Origin of the sequence: Citrobacter sp. RHBSTW-00944 (assembly GCF_013615435.1) — a bacterium.
GTDB lineage: Bacteria > Pseudomonadota > Gammaproteobacteria > Enterobacterales > Enterobacteriaceae > Citrobacter > Citrobacter braakii.
The window spans coordinates 2388888-2402386 of sequence record NZ_CP055418.1; the positions used below are offsets into that span (position 1 = coordinate 2388888).

Here is a 13499-nt window from a genome sequence, read left to right on the forward strand (position 1 = left end):
TGTGTCAGGTTTAGTCTCTTCTGTCCGCCGCGCGCTCTATCGCAAATTATTCGATTTAAACACCCGTTCAGGGCGTCGCTTTGAAGGTATGTGTGCGCTGTTCGCCTTGCTCAGCGTTATTGTTATCTTCATTGAGTCAGGCGTCGGGACGCAATACCATTTAACCTTTGAGGAATGGCGCATTTTTGTCTGGCTGGAGATCTTTATTACTCTGGTCTTTACCCTCGAATATTTTCTTCGCTTATGCAGCTGGGCCAATCCCGCTAAATATGTGTTTAGCTTCTGGGGGATTATCGATCTGGCCACCATTCTACCGCTGTACGTGATGTGGCTATGGCCTGAAATCAGTTTGAGCTATGTCTTCGCCTGGCGAGCGATGCGTGTCCTGCGCGTCTTGCGTATTCTCAAGCTGCTGCGTTTTATGCCTTCTCTGCGAGTGTTCTGGAATGCGTTAAAAAGCGCCCGTCATCAACTGATGTTGTTCTATTCCTTTATTGCCATTCTGATGGTTGTTTTCGGCGCGATGATGTATCTGATAGAAGGGCCCAAATATGGCTTTACTACGCTGAATGCGTCTGTGTATTGGGCAATTGTTACGGTCACCACTGTCGGCTACGGTGACATTACACCGCACACGCCGTTGGGACGCATGGTGGCGTCAGTGCTTATCCTGATTGGATACTCTGTGATTGCGATACCGACCGGATTGATAACCACACACATGAGCAGTGCGTTCCAACAGCGAGGGTATCAGCGTAGATGCCCGCAGTGTCAGCAGGCGCAGCATGAACATAGTGCGCAGTTTTGTAACCGCTGCGGAAGTAAACTGCCGGGATAAAAATGAAAAAAGCTGCGAGAGCAGCTTTTTTGTTTGTTACTCGCGCCAAAGAATATGGCAGAGTTTGTGATCTTTTTCGCGACATAATAAAACGCGCGCAAAAATATCGTTAATCTCGCCGTCTTCTGTATCTGCCAGACCAATCACCACTTCGGCAAAGAAGTCAGGGTTCAGGTCAAAATCAACATGCTCCTGCCAGTCTTCTGCCGGGTCGAATAACTCGGCACCACCGCGCTCTTCAAACTGTAAATTAAACAGAATGATGTCGGCTGGATCCAGGTTGTCCGCAGCCAGTTCGAGAAAAATATCGTAAGCCTGCTCAAGCGTTTCGTCTTCAGTCAGGCGATTGTTCAAATCCATATCCATAATGACTACCTGTTTACTGTCTGATGGGCACGTTTTACAGCAACGGACTAAAGAAGTAAAACAGTCGCTCAGCGATCCGCTGCCAGAGTGGTCGTTTTACCCACAAACGGGCATCAAGCAGACGAGAACGCGAAATATAATCATCCTGTACTGCCGCGAGATCGCCACCGAATCCGGCATCATCAATGACCAGCGTGATTTCAAAATTGAGCCACAGACTGCGCATATCCAGGTTAACGGTACCGACCAGGCTCAGCTCGCCATCGACCAGTACGCTCTTGGTGTGCAGTAAGCCACCTTCGAACTGATAGATTTTAACGCCAGCCGCCAGCAACTCAGTGAAAAAGGCCCGGCTTGCCCAGCCAACCAGCAGGGAATCATTCTTGCGTGGAAGAATAATACTGACGTCGACCCCGCGCTGCGCCGCTGTACAGATCGCGTGCAGCAGATCGTCGCTGGGAACGAAGTAGGGCGTGGTCATAATTAAATATTCACGCGCCGAATAAGCTGCGGTTAACAGCGCCTGATGAATCAAATCTTCAGGGAAACCAGGTCCCGAAGCGATTGTGTGAATGGTGTGGCCGCTGGCCTGCTCAAACGGCATGATATTGACGTCTGGCGGCGGGGGCAGAATGCGCTTGCCGGTCTCAATTTCCCAGTCGCAGGAATAGACAATGCCCATAGCGGTGGCTACCGGGCCTTCCATTCTCGCCATCAAATCCACCCATTGCCCGACGCCTGCATCTTGTTTGAAGAAACGGGGATCGACCATGTTCATGCTGCCGGTATAAGCAATATAGTTATCGATCATGATCATTTTGCGGTGCTGACGCAGGTCCATACGGCGTAAAAATACACGCATCAGGTTTACTTTCAGCGCTTCAACAACCTCGATACCCGCGTTACGCATCATCGCCGCCCATGGGCTGCGAAAGAACGCCACGCTACCCGCGGAGTCCAGCATCAGGCGGCAGTGAATTCCACGCCTTGCGGCAGCCATTAATGACTCGGCGACCTGATCGGCCATACCGCCTGGTTGCCAGATGTAGAACACCATCTCGATGTTGTGACGCGCCAGTTGAATATCACGGATCAATGCCTGCATCACGTCCTCTGAACTGGTGAGCAACTGCAGTTGATTCCCTTTAACGCCAGCGATTCCCTGACGACGCTCGCACAGCTTAAATAAGGATGACGCGACGCTGCTGTTTTCCTGCGCAAAAATATGCTCACAGGCTTTTAGATCGTTCAGCCACTTGGCCGTTGACGGCCACATTGCCCGGGCGCGTTCGGCGCGACGTTTACCAAGGTGGAGCTCACCGAAGGACAGATAAGCAATGATCCCTACCAATGGCAGAATATAGATGATCAAAAGCCAGGCCATTGCGGAGGGCACTGCGCGTCGTTTCATTAGAATGCGTAATGTTACGCCAGCAATGAGTACCCAGTAACCCAGAATGACCAGCCAACTCACCACGGTGTAGAAGGTTGTCATAAATTTAAAAATCCTTTTGAAAGCGTATTGTTAAGAGTTTACGCATCAGGATTAATCTGGCAAATAAAAACACGGGAAAACCACTGGTCTGCATTCGGTGTGGCGTTATAATGGCCGCTCAGTGACTGAAAGAGTAGTAAACATGAAGCGTAGTAGAACGGAAGTGGGACGCTGGCGGATGCTGCGTCAGGCTAGCCGCCGTAAAGCACGTTGGCTTGAAGGACAATCGCGCCGTAATATGCGTATCCATACCATCAGAAAGTGTATTCTCAACCATCAACGTAACTCGTTGCTGTTTGCGATCCACAACATCTGATCTCAAAAGGGCACCGCTGTCGGTGCCCAATGTCTGCTTTTCGTTTTGTTTTTAAAAAACCTTTTTGTACGGTTTTACTGAAACCTGCGCATAAACACCTGCCGCTACGTAGGGATCGGCTTCCGCCCACGCCTGCGCGGCTTCTAAAGATTCAAATTCTGCGATCACCGTTGAGCCGGTAAAGCCTGCGGCGCCCGGATCGTTACTGTCAACCGCTGGCATGGGACCCGCCGTGAGCAAACGGCCTTCGTCATGAAGGAGTTGCAGACGAGCCAGATGAGCAGGGCGTACGGAAAGACGTTTTTCGAGAGAGTCTGCGATATCTTGAGCGTAAATAACGTACAGCACGGGTAGAGCTCCTTGAACGGTAAAAGGTCATATTTACGTTATTGGAAAGGCCTGGTAACTGCAACGGAAAGATAACTAATATGTTAAGGCCATACTTTGAAAATGGTTTTTTATCATAAAATCGCGTTTTAAATGCCAGTTAGCTTCACGGTCTTATTGAATATGATTGCTATTTGCATTTAAAATCAGGGCCTGGTTTTTTTACTGAAACGATTATGACTTCAATGACCCTTGATTTACCTCGTCGCTTTCCCTGGCCTACGTTACTTTCTGTCGGCATTCATGGTGCTGTAGTGGCAGGTTTGCTGTATACCTCGGTACATCAGGTTATTGAACTGCCTGCGCCAGCGCAGCCGATCTCCGTTACGATGGTTGCGCCTGCCGATCTTGAACCGCCTCAGGCCGTTCAGCCGCCGCCGGAACCTGTCGTCGAGCCTGAACCGGAGCCAGAACCGATCCCCGAACCGCCAAAAGAAGCGCCGGTAGTGATTGAGAAACCGAAGCCCAAACCTAAGCCGAAGCCAAAACCGGTGAAAAAGTTGGAAGAGCAGCCGAAGCGTGATGTTAAACCAGCAGAGCCTCGTCCGGCGTCCCCGTTTGAAAATACGGCGCCTGCGCGTCCAACAACCAGTACCGCTCCGGCAACCACTAAACCGGCGGTGAGTGCACCATCTGGTCCGCGAGCCTTAAGTCGTAATCAGCCTCAATATCCGGCACGTGCACAGGCGTTGCGCATTGAAGGCCGTGTGAAGGTCAAATTTGACGTGACCTCGGATGGCCGGGTTGAAAATGTGGAAGTTCTGTCCGCACAGCCTGCGAATATGTTTGAGCGTGAAGTGAAAAATGCGATGCGCAGATGGCGTTATGAAGCCGGTAAGCCTGGTTCCGGGCTGGTGGTGAATATTGTTTTCCGCCTGAACGGCACAACACAGATCGAGTAAGCATCAGGCCGGATTTGGCGTTACGCCGCCAAATCCGGCAGAATGATTGCCGGATGGCGATGCTTGCGCGTGCTATCAGGCCAGGGAGGGAATCGGCCGCGGTTTACCGTCTTTATCAACGGCAACGTAGATAAACAGGGCTTCGGTAGCTTTATAGCGCTGGCCGATAGGTTCTGAAGCGACTTTCTTCACCCAGACTTCAATATTAATGCTGATCGAGGTCGTCCCGCGTTTCACGCAGCGTGCATAGCAACAAACCACATCGCCCACGGCAACCGGGCGCAAAAAGCTCATTCCTTCAACCCGCACCGTGACCACGCGACCATGTGCGATCTCTTTGGCCTGAATAGCGCCACCTATATCCATTTGTGACATCAGCCAGCCGCCAAAAATATCACCGTTTGCGTTGGTATCGGCAGGCATAGCCAGAGTGCGTAAAACCAGTTCGCCCTGGGGAGTGTTATTCGTTGTTGTCATTGTAGAACCGACTATAGAGAAAGATTACAGGCGCGATGCTACTAGAATTTACGCGCTGAGAACAGAGGGGATGCGGCCTGCGGGGTGGAAGTAAGCCAGGTTGATGGCAACAAGGAACGCGAAGGGATAAAAATTCGCCAGATCCGGAGATCTGGCGAGCATTTATTACGATTTATCTTCCTGCGGAAGGTGGCGGTAAATATAGACTCCGCTCAGTAACGTAAATAGTAAAGTCAGGGCGGTCAGGCCGAACACTTTAAAGTTGACCCAAATATTCTGCGGTAGCCAAAACGCGATATAGATATTCGCCAGACCGCACAGGATAAAGAAGACGGCCCAGGCGAAGTTAAGTTTTGTCCAAACCGGCTGTGGCAAGCTCAGCTCTTTACCTAACATGCGCTGAATCAGCGGCTTTTTCATTACCCATTGGCTAACCAGCAGCGCACCGGCAAACAGCCCGTAAATCACCGTTACTTTCCACTTAATGAATTCATCATTGTGGAAGAAGATGGTCAGGCCACCGAACACGGCTACCAGAACAAAAGTGATCAATGCCATCTTCTCGACCTTGCGATAGCGGACCCAGCTGTAAATCAAAACCACAGCCGTCGCAACAATCAGCGCCGAGGTCGCCGCGTAGATGTCATAGAGCTTATAAAAAGCAAAAAAGACAACCAGCGGTAAAAAATCAAGAAACTGCTTCATTCTTCGATTCCGTCATCAAAAGCACCGGGTACAAGCCCGGAATGCGTTCAGGGTTTATTGGCGAATTAGCATGTACAGGCGGAACAAATAGATCAGCAATACGGCGGAGATCATATTGCTCAGCGTATTCGCCAATACCGCGCCTACATTTGGCGTAAGTACCGCAAAACTTGGCGCAAAAAGCAACAACAACGTTTTTGCCAGCAGCCAACCGATCACTGCTGGTGCAACCAGGCGCATATTCGACCACGCCAGACGCATACTGTTGCGCATCGCGGCAAAGACACCCATTTTGTCCTGTACTAACATCACCGGTGCAAGTGCCAGCAGGATAGCCAGCAGAATACCGGGTACCACCACCAGCATAATACCGATTTGCACCAGCAGAGTAGTCAGAAAAATCAGAATAAACAGCTTCGGCAAAACCGGCGCGCTGGCACCGATGGCGCGTAACGCGCTGACCCGATGACCGGCTGAAATCAGCTGAATCATCAGGATAATACCTCCGGCGAGGATGGCATTACCAATCAGACCGGAAAACGTCGACGCCGCGGAAGCGCGTAGCAAAATTTGCTGTTGCTCCGGGGTCATGTTTTGCACCAGATCGAACAATCCCACGCTGCTGGTTAACTGATCGCCTTCACTGAGTTGCGCAATTTGTGCGTCGGTGGGAGAAAAGGCATGCCCTAACACCACTGTGATAAACGCGCACAACAACGATACCAGCAAGATGGTAATGAATTGATTACGGAAAAAGTTTCCCGTGTCACGGTAAACGGATTTCGCCGTGATAGACATGCACTCTCCTTGAGTTTTGCAGGTGTTCATTTGTGGGCAATTGTACCCTGGATAACTCTACAGTGGCAGCATCGCGCAGTGTATGGAAAAGCATATCTTTGTAAAGCCCCGGTAATTTTTGACTATGACTTCAGCGTCATGCAAGAACGTTGGTTGTTCTCTGCGCATCACGAACAAATAACCATCGCTATTCTGCAACGGAGGTCAGGTACTTGCGTGGCGAAAATATATCGAAATTGATCTGAATTAGGTTAACCAGGATTTTGAATGCAAGTTCTAACTTAATCTGGATCAATAAATGTTAAATTATCAAAGTCAATGTGATCCAGGTTAGATCACTTATTACTCCAATGTGGGTATATTCGTTCCGCTTTTATAACCATAACGATGGAGCGGACATGAAAAAATTAACAGTTGCAGCAGTGGCTTTAACAACTCTTCTCTCTGGTAACGTATTTGCGCATGAGGCCGGAGAATTCTTTATTCGTGCAGGTTCTGCCACCGTCAGACCGACGGAAGGCGCGGGTGGTACGCTGGGAAGCCTGGGTGGCTTTGATGTCAGCAATAACACGCAGTTGGGTCTGACATTTACCTACATGGCAACCGACAATATCGGTGTTGAATTACTGGCAGCCACGCCGTTCCGCCATAAAATTGGCACTGCCACAACAGGTGATATTGCGACCGTTCACCATTTACCGCCGACCTTAATGGCGCAGTGGTATTTCGGCGATTCCAGCAGCAAACTGCGTCCGTACGTTGGTGTCGGTGTGAACTACACCACCTTCTTTGACGAAGGCTTTAACAATAACGGCAAAGAAACCGGTTTATCTGACCTGAGCCTGAAAGACTCCTGGGGTGCAGCAGGGCAAGTGGGTATGGACTATCTGATTAACCGCGACTGGCTGATTAACATGTCGGTCTGGTACATGGATATCGACACCACCGCGAGCTACAAACTGGCTGGCGCGCAGCAGCATGACAGCGTCCGCCTCGATCCGTGGGTGTTTATGTTCTCCGCGGGTTATCGCTTCTAAGTCCGTGATTAACATACTGAAAAGCTGATCGTTCCACGGTCAGCTTTTTTATTACCAGTTTATTTCTTCCTGCCTTTCTCCCCGTCGATGTAATGCTACTCTTTAAGCAAACTGGCTTTGAGGGCATTGACGATGATGTTGACTCGACTCCTGCTACAACAAAAAATCACACTTTTGGAACCATTCACCGGAGATGAAACGGCAGAGTTCGCCGTGAGTGCCGCGCGTGACTTATTGAATTTTATGGATAAAATTGAAGTGCTGGAGAAACGCATTGCGACTCCGGTTAAACTACCTTATTGCAGCGCCAGTCCTGTTTGTGAGATTGAAGCGGGCTATGCCGCAGGCGTGAGCGATTGTCGTGAGGCCATTCGTCGGGCGGGGTTTCCGATTGAGGGTGATGATTAGTTTGCATTTATGTTAACAAAAATGTGCTTTTATTGTATAAGTCTGTAACTTTAGCGCACACAACGGCGGGCTTCTAAGGCATCAGCTTAGGGACGGTTAACATTCTCAATCAACGTACAGCGCAGTTATGCAACGACATAAACGGGTAACCGGTTTGGCAATATGTTAACTATCAGGGTGAACTCGTGAAGATTGTGCAGGACAAGCTCAGAAACAGGCAGGCACTGCTGGTATCAGGGCTCATTACGTTGATATTTACGTCGTTGTTTCTGTTTATAATTTATGAGCAGCGGATGGCTGCAGTCAGTGACGGTGTTAACCGCATGCAAGCGCGCATGATGGACATTTTTAACGATAATGAGCTGATCGCCGATGCGATTGGTGAGCGCTATCACCATATTAAATCGGGTGAGCAATGTGGCGATATTTCACAATTTGTTCCCCGCAATGAGATTGAATGGGGAATTAACGCCGACCCAAAGCGTCTGCATTCGGTAACGGGGACAATTATTGCCCAGCAAGCCAGCCACAACGCGCTGTGTATGTATACGGCGGCGGAATTTATTCGTGGTATGGTTAATGAGCTAAATCCGGGCAGCTTCGATGCACATCGTTATATTATCGCCAAAAATTCAGATTATTTTTACTGGTTTATGGCTTCCGATTCGCGCAACTTCAGTTTCTCAAATTCTGAAATGGCGCGGGATCTCACCAACTTTTTCTATCCGCCGGTCGATTTCTATACCCGACTGTTGCAAAAAAACGTCAAAAACAAAGCCCTTAGTTCAACGAACTTCTATACCGATAAAATTACCGGTGAAAAAGCTTACAGCGTGGTGAGCTATATCTACGATCTGTCTGGCAAAGAGATATCAGACCAAATCGTGGCCTATCTGGTTTATGACCATTCAAAGCCCGAATTGCAGGAAGCGTTGGCTCAAGCATTTGACTACCAGCTCCCACCAGAGTTGAATGTGGAATTGGTAAATTTGACCAACAATGAAAGTCTTTGTTTATCCGGTAAATGTACAGGTCAATCCCGTTTTTTAGTGCGCAATTTTTCGGAGAAATATGCGCTGCACTATTCGCTTTCATTAGGCCGTTTTATGACGCGCGATACCCATGCCGGGATCGTGATCCTGCTGGCGCCGTTCTTTTTCATCATGATTAGTTTCTCGCTAAAATCATGGCTGAACGAAAGCGACCTGAAGGTTTATATAGACACCCTGACCGGTTGCTTTAATCGCCGAATACTCGACATCATCAAGCGCCGTGATTTATCCCACTGTTCGGTGGTGCTACTGGACTGCAATAAGTTCAAGGCCGTCAATGATACCTGGGGTCACGCGGCAGGCGATCGTGCGCTGCAAATTATCGCCAACAGGATGTTATCAAACACCCGCACCAGCCACGATATTGTGATTCGTACCGGCGGGGATGAATTTATGATCCTGCTGTTTCGCTCGCAGGCAACTGATGCCATCGCAATCGCTCAACGTATCAGCGGGCAGGTGACCAGCCATGTGTTTGTAGTGGACGGTCATACTGTGCCATTGTCAGTATCGTGGGGGATTGCAGAGGTGAACGGTGAACTGGATGTGGCTATTCAGAATGCAGATAGCGCCATGTATAAAATGAAGCACACGAAAGAAGCGTAAAACCGCCAGAAGTCTCTGGCGGTTGATTGTGCACAGAAAACCCCCAGCTAGGCTGGGGGTTCCGGAAAGCTTTCAGCTTTGGGCCAGTTATTAAAACCCCTTTTGATTTGTTAAAACACATTGCGGTCTGGCAACTGCAAATGTTTAACAAGAAATCAAAAGGGGGTCCCAATGGGGGACGAAAAGAGCTTAGCGCACACCCGATGGAACTGTAAATATCACATAGTTTTTGCGCCCAAATACCGAAGACAAGCATTCTACGGGGAGAAACGCAGGGCGATAGGCAGCATTTTAAGAAAGCTGTGTGAGTGGAAAAACGTGCGGATCCTGGAAGCGGAATGCTGTGCGGATCATATCCATATGCTTGTGGAAATCCCACCCAAAATGAGCGTATCCGGCTTTATGGGGTATCTGAAAGGGAAAAGCAGTCTGATGCTGTATGAACAGTTTGGGGATATGAAATTCAAGTACAGGAATAGAGAGTTCTGGTGCCGGGGATACTACGTAGATACGGTGGGTAAGAACACGGTGAAGATACAGGAATACATAAAGCACCAGCTTGCAGAAGATAAAATGGGTGAGCAGTTATCGATCGCTTATCCGGGTAGCCCGTTTACGGGCCGTAAGTAACGAAGTCTGATGCAAATGTCAGATCGTATGCGCCTGTTAGGGCGCGGCTGGTAACAGAGCCTTATAGGCGCATCCGAAAAACCTCCGGCTATGCCGGAGGATATTTATTTAGCTTACTGCCGTGTGGCGGCTTTCATCGCGCTGACAAAAGCTTTCAGCTCAGCCAGCATCTGTTCCGGTGCCGCAACATTTTTCTCAATGATTTTCACAATTGCCGAGCCGGAAATAGCGCCAGCAGCGCCAGCGTCAATCGCGCCGGTTACCTGTTCAGGCGCAGAGATACCAAACCCCTGTAAAGAAGGTGGAGCATCATATGCTTTCAACTTTTCGACCAGGTGATGCAGCGGTAACGCCGCTCGATTTTCTGCACCGGTCACGCCCGCACGCGAAAGCAAATAGGTATAGCCGCGGCCATGAGAGGCTATCTGGCGCAGCAGTTCTTCATCAGCGTTCGGTGGGCAGATAAAAATTGGCGCAATGTTGTGGCGGAGCGCCGCAGCTCTGAATGGCGCGGACTCCTCAACGGGAACATCGGCTACTAAAACGGAATCCACGCCCACTTTTTCACACTGGGCGTAAAACTCGTCAATGCCTTTGCTAAACACCAGGTTGGCATACATCAGCAAGCCAATGGGAATCGTAGGGTGCTTCTGGCGAATCAGCGCCAGCATTTCAAAGCATTGCGACGGTGTGACGCCGGCGGCAAACGCACGCAGGGTGGCTTCCTGAATGGTTGGACCGTCAGCCAGCGGATCGGAGAACGGAATACCGAGCTCAAGGGCATCGGCACCGGCTTCAATCAGCGTATCAATGATTTTCAGTGACTGCTCAACAGACGGATCGCCCAGAGTTACGAAGGGGACAAAAGCACCTTCTTTGCGGTCCTTCAGCTGTGCAAACAGGTTTTCGTAACGTTCCATCAGATTTCCCCTCGCGCTTTCAGAATATCGTGTACGGTGAAAATGTCTTTGTCGCCGCGACCGGAGAGATTAACCACCAGTAACTGCTCTTTTTCCGGGTTTTCACGCATCATTTTCAATGCGTGTGCCAGGGCATGGGAGGACTCCAGCGCCGGAATAATCCCCTCGTGCAGACACAGCGTTTTGAAGGCCTCAAGCGCTTCGTCGTCGGTGATCGAAACATAATCGGCGCGACCAATGCTGTTCAGATACGCATGCTGCGGCCCGACAGACGGGAAATCCAGCCCCGCGGAAATAGAGTAAGACTCTTCAATCTGTCCTTCTTCGGTCTGCATCATCGGGGACTTCATGCCGAAGTAAATCCCGACACGACCATGCTTCAACGGTGCGCCATGCTCCCCTGACTCAATCCCATGACCGCCAGGCTCGACGCCAATCAGACCGACGCTGGTTTCATTAATAAAGTCCGCGAACATACCGATGGCGTTAGAACCGCCGCCCACGCAGGCGATAACCGCGTCCGGCAGGCGACCTTCTTTTTCAAGGATCTGCGCTTTAGTTTCCTCGCCGATCATGCGCTGAAATTCACGAACAATGGTCGGGAAGGGATGTGGACCCGCCGCCGTACCGAGCATATAGTGCGCGGTATCGTAGCTGCCAGACCAGTCGCGCAGCGCTTCGTTACAGGCATCTTTCAGCGTTGCAGAACCACTGTGAACCGGGATAACTTCAGCCCCCATCAGACGCATACGGAAAACGTTTGGCGACTGGCGTTCAACGTCTTTTGCACCCATATAAATACGGCATTTCAGCCCCAGCAGTGCGCTGGCGAGAGCTGATGCAACACCGTGCTGGCCCGCGCCGGTTTCGGCGATGATCTCCGTTTTCCCCATACGCTTCGCCAACAACGCCTGGCCCAACACCTGGTTGGTTTTGTGCGCGCCGCCGTGCAGCAAATCTTCACGTTTGAGATACAGCGTAGTGTGGGTGCCTTGAGTAATGTTCTGGCATTTGGTCAGGGCAGTTGGACGACCAGCATAGTTTTTCAGCAGGTCTGTAAACTGCGCCTGAAATTCAGGATCCTTTTGCGCGCTGACAAAAGCTTCTTCCAGCTGGCGCAGGGCAGGCATCAGAATCTGTGGCACATACATACCGCCAAATTCACCAAAATACGGATTGAGTAATGTTGTCATGTCCTTTTCCTTAATATGCGCGCAGCGTCTGAAAGACCGAAGCCAAAAGACGTGCATCCTTGATGCCCGGCTGTGACTCTACGCCAGAATTGAAATCGAGACCGGCACAGCCGGTTTTTGCCGCGTCAACGCAGTTATCAGCGCCGAGTCCGCCAGCCAGTAAAACGTTATCCAGCGATTGTCCGCCTAAAAGTGACCAGTCGAAGCGTTGACCGCTGCCGCCCTGACCATTGTCGAATACGTATTTATCGACGTGCTGATAATCACGGGCTGGCAACGTTTCGCTGACGCTTAACGCCTTCCAGATTTGCACCTGTTCGGGGAGCGCGTCGCGCAGGGCGTCAACATAGGTCTGGTCTTCGCTACCATGCAATTGCACGGCTGTTAACCCCAGAGCCGCCGCTGTTTCGCGCACGTCGGTAATCTCTGCGTTGCGAAACACCCCGACATATTGCAGCGGTGCGCCGGTCATGACCTCGCGCGCGAGTTCAACGCTGACCGCGCGTGGCGATGTGGACACAAAAATCAACCCGCCGTATATGGCACCCGCTTCGTATGCCGTGTTTGCATCCTGAGCCCGGGTTAAACCGCAGACTTTATTTTCGCCGAGCAGAACGCGACGCACGGCACCATGCAGATCATCATGCGACATCAACGCAGAGCCAATCAGAAAACCGTTGGCGAAGTGGCTGAGTTCTCGCACTTGACCATAGGTATTGATACCGGACTCGCTGATGACGGTTACGCCATGACCCAGTCGCGGCGCCAGTTGGCGGGTGCGATTCAGATCAATCGACAGGTCGCGTAAGTCACGGTTGTTGATACCGACCACTTTGGCACCCAGTGCGATAGCACGCTCCAGCTCTTCATCGTTACTGACTTCGGTCAGTACGCCCATTTTCAAACTGTGGGCGACGGCGGCGAGTTGACGATATTGCTCATCATCAAGCACCGACAGCATCAGCAGACAGGCGTCCGCCTGATAGAAGCGCGCCAGGTAAATCTGGTAAGGATCGATAATAAAGTCCTTACACAGAATCGGTTGCGGTGCGATGCGGCTGACGATGGGCAGGAAATCAAAGCTCCCCTGGAAATATTTCTCATCGGTCAGTACGGAAATCGCGGAAGCATATTGTTTATATACGCCCGCAATCTGTGCCGGGTCGAAGTCATCACGGATCACGCCTTTTGACGGAGACGCTTTTTTGCACTCCAGAATAAAGGCGGTGCGTGCACCTTGCAGCGCATCGTAGAAATCACGAGAGCTGGGTTGAACATCATTCTGAAAGCTGGCCAGCGGTTGTTGCTGTTTGCGGGCTTCTACCCAAATCGCCTTGTCTGCGACAATTTTCGCTAAAACGGTTTGCAT

General features: G+C 50.6%; 16 protein-coding genes and 1 pseudogene. 7 read left to right on the plus strand and 10 right to left on the minus strand.

Annotation, left to right across the window (positions count from 1 at the left end; all coding sequences use genetic code 11):
* Position 1 precedes the first annotated feature (1 nt).
* Positions 2–838, plus strand: coding sequence for an ion transporter (locus HV334_RS11490; RefSeq protein WP_049269434.1), 837 nt, complete (start codon positions 2–4; stop codon positions 836–838).
* 36 nt (positions 839–874) lie between these two features.
* On the opposite strand, the gene HV334_RS11495 is transcribed toward HV334_RS11490, so the two are convergent.
* Positions 875–1204, minus strand: coding sequence for an HI1450 family dsDNA-mimic protein (locus HV334_RS11495; RefSeq protein ID WP_003020691.1), 330 nt, complete (start codon positions 1202–1204; stop codon positions 875–877).
* A 34-nt stretch (positions 1205–1238) separates the two neighbouring features.
* Positions 1239–2699, minus strand: a complete 1461-nt coding sequence (gene cls, locus HV334_RS11500; RefSeq protein WP_181221749.1) for a cardiolipin synthase — start codon at positions 2697–2699, stop codon at positions 1239–1241.
* Positions 2700–2841: 142 nt separating this feature from the next.
* Here cls and HV334_RS11505 point away from each other — a divergent pair, with 142 nt between their 5' ends.
* Positions 2842–3015: a YciY family protein gene (locus HV334_RS11505; RefSeq protein ID WP_016153268.1), complete on the plus strand. Its 174-nt coding sequence runs from the start codon at positions 2842–2844 to the stop codon at positions 3013–3015.
* 51 nt (positions 3016–3066) lie between these two features.
* On the opposite strand, the gene HV334_RS11510 is transcribed toward HV334_RS11505, so the two are convergent.
* Positions 3067–3363, minus strand: a complete 297-nt coding sequence (locus HV334_RS11510) for a YciI family protein (protein ID WP_003020675.1) — start codon at positions 3361–3363, stop codon at positions 3067–3069.
* Positions 3364–3587: 224 nt separating this feature from the next.
* Here HV334_RS11510 and tonB point away from each other — a divergent pair, with 224 nt between their 5' ends.
* Positions 3588–4304, plus strand: coding sequence for a TonB system transport protein TonB (gene tonB, locus HV334_RS11515; protein ID WP_181221883.1), 717 nt, complete (start codon positions 3588–3590; stop codon positions 4302–4304).
* A 75-nt stretch (positions 4305–4379) separates the two neighbouring features.
* Here tonB and yciA read toward each other — a convergent pair whose 3' ends face one another.
* The 4 genes and pseudogenes from yciA to HV334_RS25290 all read right to left on the minus strand — a co-directional run.
* Complete coding sequence (gene yciA / locus HV334_RS11520; protein WP_016153266.1) at positions 4380–4781, minus strand: acyl-CoA thioester hydrolase YciA; 402 nt, start codon at positions 4779–4781, stop codon at positions 4380–4382.
* Between the two features lie 165 nt (positions 4782–4946).
* Positions 4947–5486 (minus strand): septation protein A, encoded by a 540-nt coding sequence (locus HV334_RS11525; protein WP_016153265.1) that lies wholly within the window; start codon positions 5484–5486, stop codon positions 4947–4949.
* A 54-nt stretch (positions 5487–5540) separates the two neighbouring features.
* Entirely contained in the window at positions 5541–6284 is a 744-nt protein-coding gene (locus HV334_RS11530; RefSeq protein WP_016153264.1) for a YciC family protein, read from the minus strand.
* A gap of 28 nt (positions 6285–6312) precedes the next feature.
* Positions 6313–6399, minus strand: a pseudogene (locus HV334_RS25290) (YkgJ family cysteine cluster protein); the annotation flags it as partial.
* A gap of 283 nt (positions 6400–6682) precedes the next feature.
* Between HV334_RS25290 and ompW the strand changes: the two are divergent.
* The 4 genes from ompW (at position 6683) to tnpA (ending at position 10017) form a co-directional block, all read left to right on the plus strand.
* Positions 6683–7321, plus strand: coding sequence for an outer membrane protein OmpW (ompW, locus tag HV334_RS11535; protein WP_016153263.1), 639 nt, complete (start codon positions 6683–6685; stop codon positions 7319–7321).
* A gap of 132 nt (positions 7322–7453) precedes the next feature.
* Positions 7454–7729 carry a hypothetical protein gene (locus tag HV334_RS11540; protein ID WP_103766364.1) on the plus strand — a complete coding sequence of 92 codons (276 nt, stop codon included), beginning with the start codon at positions 7454–7456 and terminating at the stop codon, positions 7727–7729.
* A 185-nt stretch (positions 7730–7914) separates the two neighbouring features.
* Entirely contained in the window at positions 7915–9387 is a 1473-nt protein-coding gene (locus tag HV334_RS11545; RefSeq protein WP_016153261.1) for a GGDEF domain-containing protein, read from the plus strand.
* 171 nt (positions 9388–9558) lie between these two features.
* Positions 9559–10017 (plus strand): IS200/IS605 family transposase, encoded by a 459-nt coding sequence (tnpA, locus tag HV334_RS11550; protein ID WP_131381019.1) that lies wholly within the window; start codon positions 9559–9561, stop codon positions 10015–10017.
* 113 nt (positions 10018–10130) lie between these two features.
* Here tnpA and trpA read toward each other — a convergent pair whose 3' ends face one another.
* Genes trpA through trpCF form a run of 3 tightly spaced genes read right to left on the minus strand, consistent with a single transcriptional unit; the run spans position 10131 to position 13499 of the window.
* The gene (trpA, locus tag HV334_RS11555) at positions 10131–10937 is read right to left on the minus strand and encodes a tryptophan synthase subunit alpha (protein ID WP_016156657.1); all 807 of its coding nucleotides are present in this window, start codon (positions 10935–10937) and stop codon (positions 10131–10133) included.
* Positions 10937–12130 (minus strand): tryptophan synthase subunit beta, encoded by a 1194-nt coding sequence (gene trpB, locus HV334_RS11560; RefSeq protein ID WP_103766363.1) that lies wholly within the window; start codon positions 12128–12130, stop codon positions 10937–10939. The genes trpA and trpB overlap by 1 nt, the downstream gene beginning before the upstream one ends.
* Before the next feature lie 10 nt (positions 12131–12140).
* On the minus strand, positions 12141–13499 hold the full coding sequence (gene trpCF / locus HV334_RS11565) for a bifunctional indole-3-glycerol-phosphate synthase TrpC/phosphoribosylanthranilate isomerase TrpF (RefSeq protein ID WP_181221885.1): 1359 nt from the start codon (positions 13497–13499) through the stop codon (positions 12141–12143).

Bases quoted from the DNA above. Each gene is read 5' to 3' on its own strand.
- trpB (WP_103766363.1), bottom strand. From the start codon at position 12,130: ATGACAACATTACTCAATCCGTATTTTGGTGAATTTGGCGGTATGTAT.
- cls (WP_181221749.1), bottom strand. From the start codon at position 2,699: ATGACAACCTTCTACACCGTGGTGAGTTGGCTGGTCATTCTGGGTTAC.
- HV334_RS11505 (WP_016153268.1), top strand. From the start codon at position 2,842: ATGAAGCGTAGTAGAACGGAAGTGGGACGCTGGCGGATGCTGCGTCAG.
- trpCF (WP_181221885.1), bottom strand. From the start codon at position 13,499: ATGCAAACCGTTTTAGCGAAAATTGTCGCAGACAAGGCGATTTGGGTA.
- tnpA (WP_131381019.1), top strand. From the start codon at position 9,559: ATGGGGGACGAAAAGAGCTTAGCGCACACCCGATGGAACTGTAAATAT.
- yciA (WP_016153266.1), bottom strand. From the start codon at position 4,781: ATGACAACAACGAATAACACTCCCCAGGGCGAACTGGTTTTACGCACT.
- ompW (WP_016153263.1), top strand. From the start codon at position 6,683: ATGAAAAAATTAACAGTTGCAGCAGTGGCTTTAACAACTCTTCTCTCT.
- HV334_RS11525 (WP_016153265.1), bottom strand. From the start codon at position 5,486: ATGAAGCAGTTTCTTGATTTTTTACCGCTGGTTGTCTTTTTTGCTTTT.
- HV334_RS11530 (WP_016153264.1), bottom strand. From the start codon at position 6,284: ATGTCTATCACGGCGAAATCCGTTTACCGTGACACGGGAAACTTTTTC.
- tonB (WP_181221883.1), top strand. From the start codon at position 3,588: ATGACCCTTGATTTACCTCGTCGCTTTCCCTGGCCTACGTTACTTTCT.
- trpA (WP_016156657.1), bottom strand. From the start codon at position 10,937: ATGGAACGTTACGAAAACCTGTTTGCACAGCTGAAGGACCGCAAAGAA.
- HV334_RS11540 (WP_103766364.1), top strand. From the start codon at position 7,454: ATGATGTTGACTCGACTCCTGCTACAACAAAAAATCACACTTTTGGAA.
- HV334_RS11495 (WP_003020691.1), bottom strand. From the start codon at position 1,204: ATGGATATGGATTTGAACAATCGCCTGACTGAAGACGAAACGCTTGAG.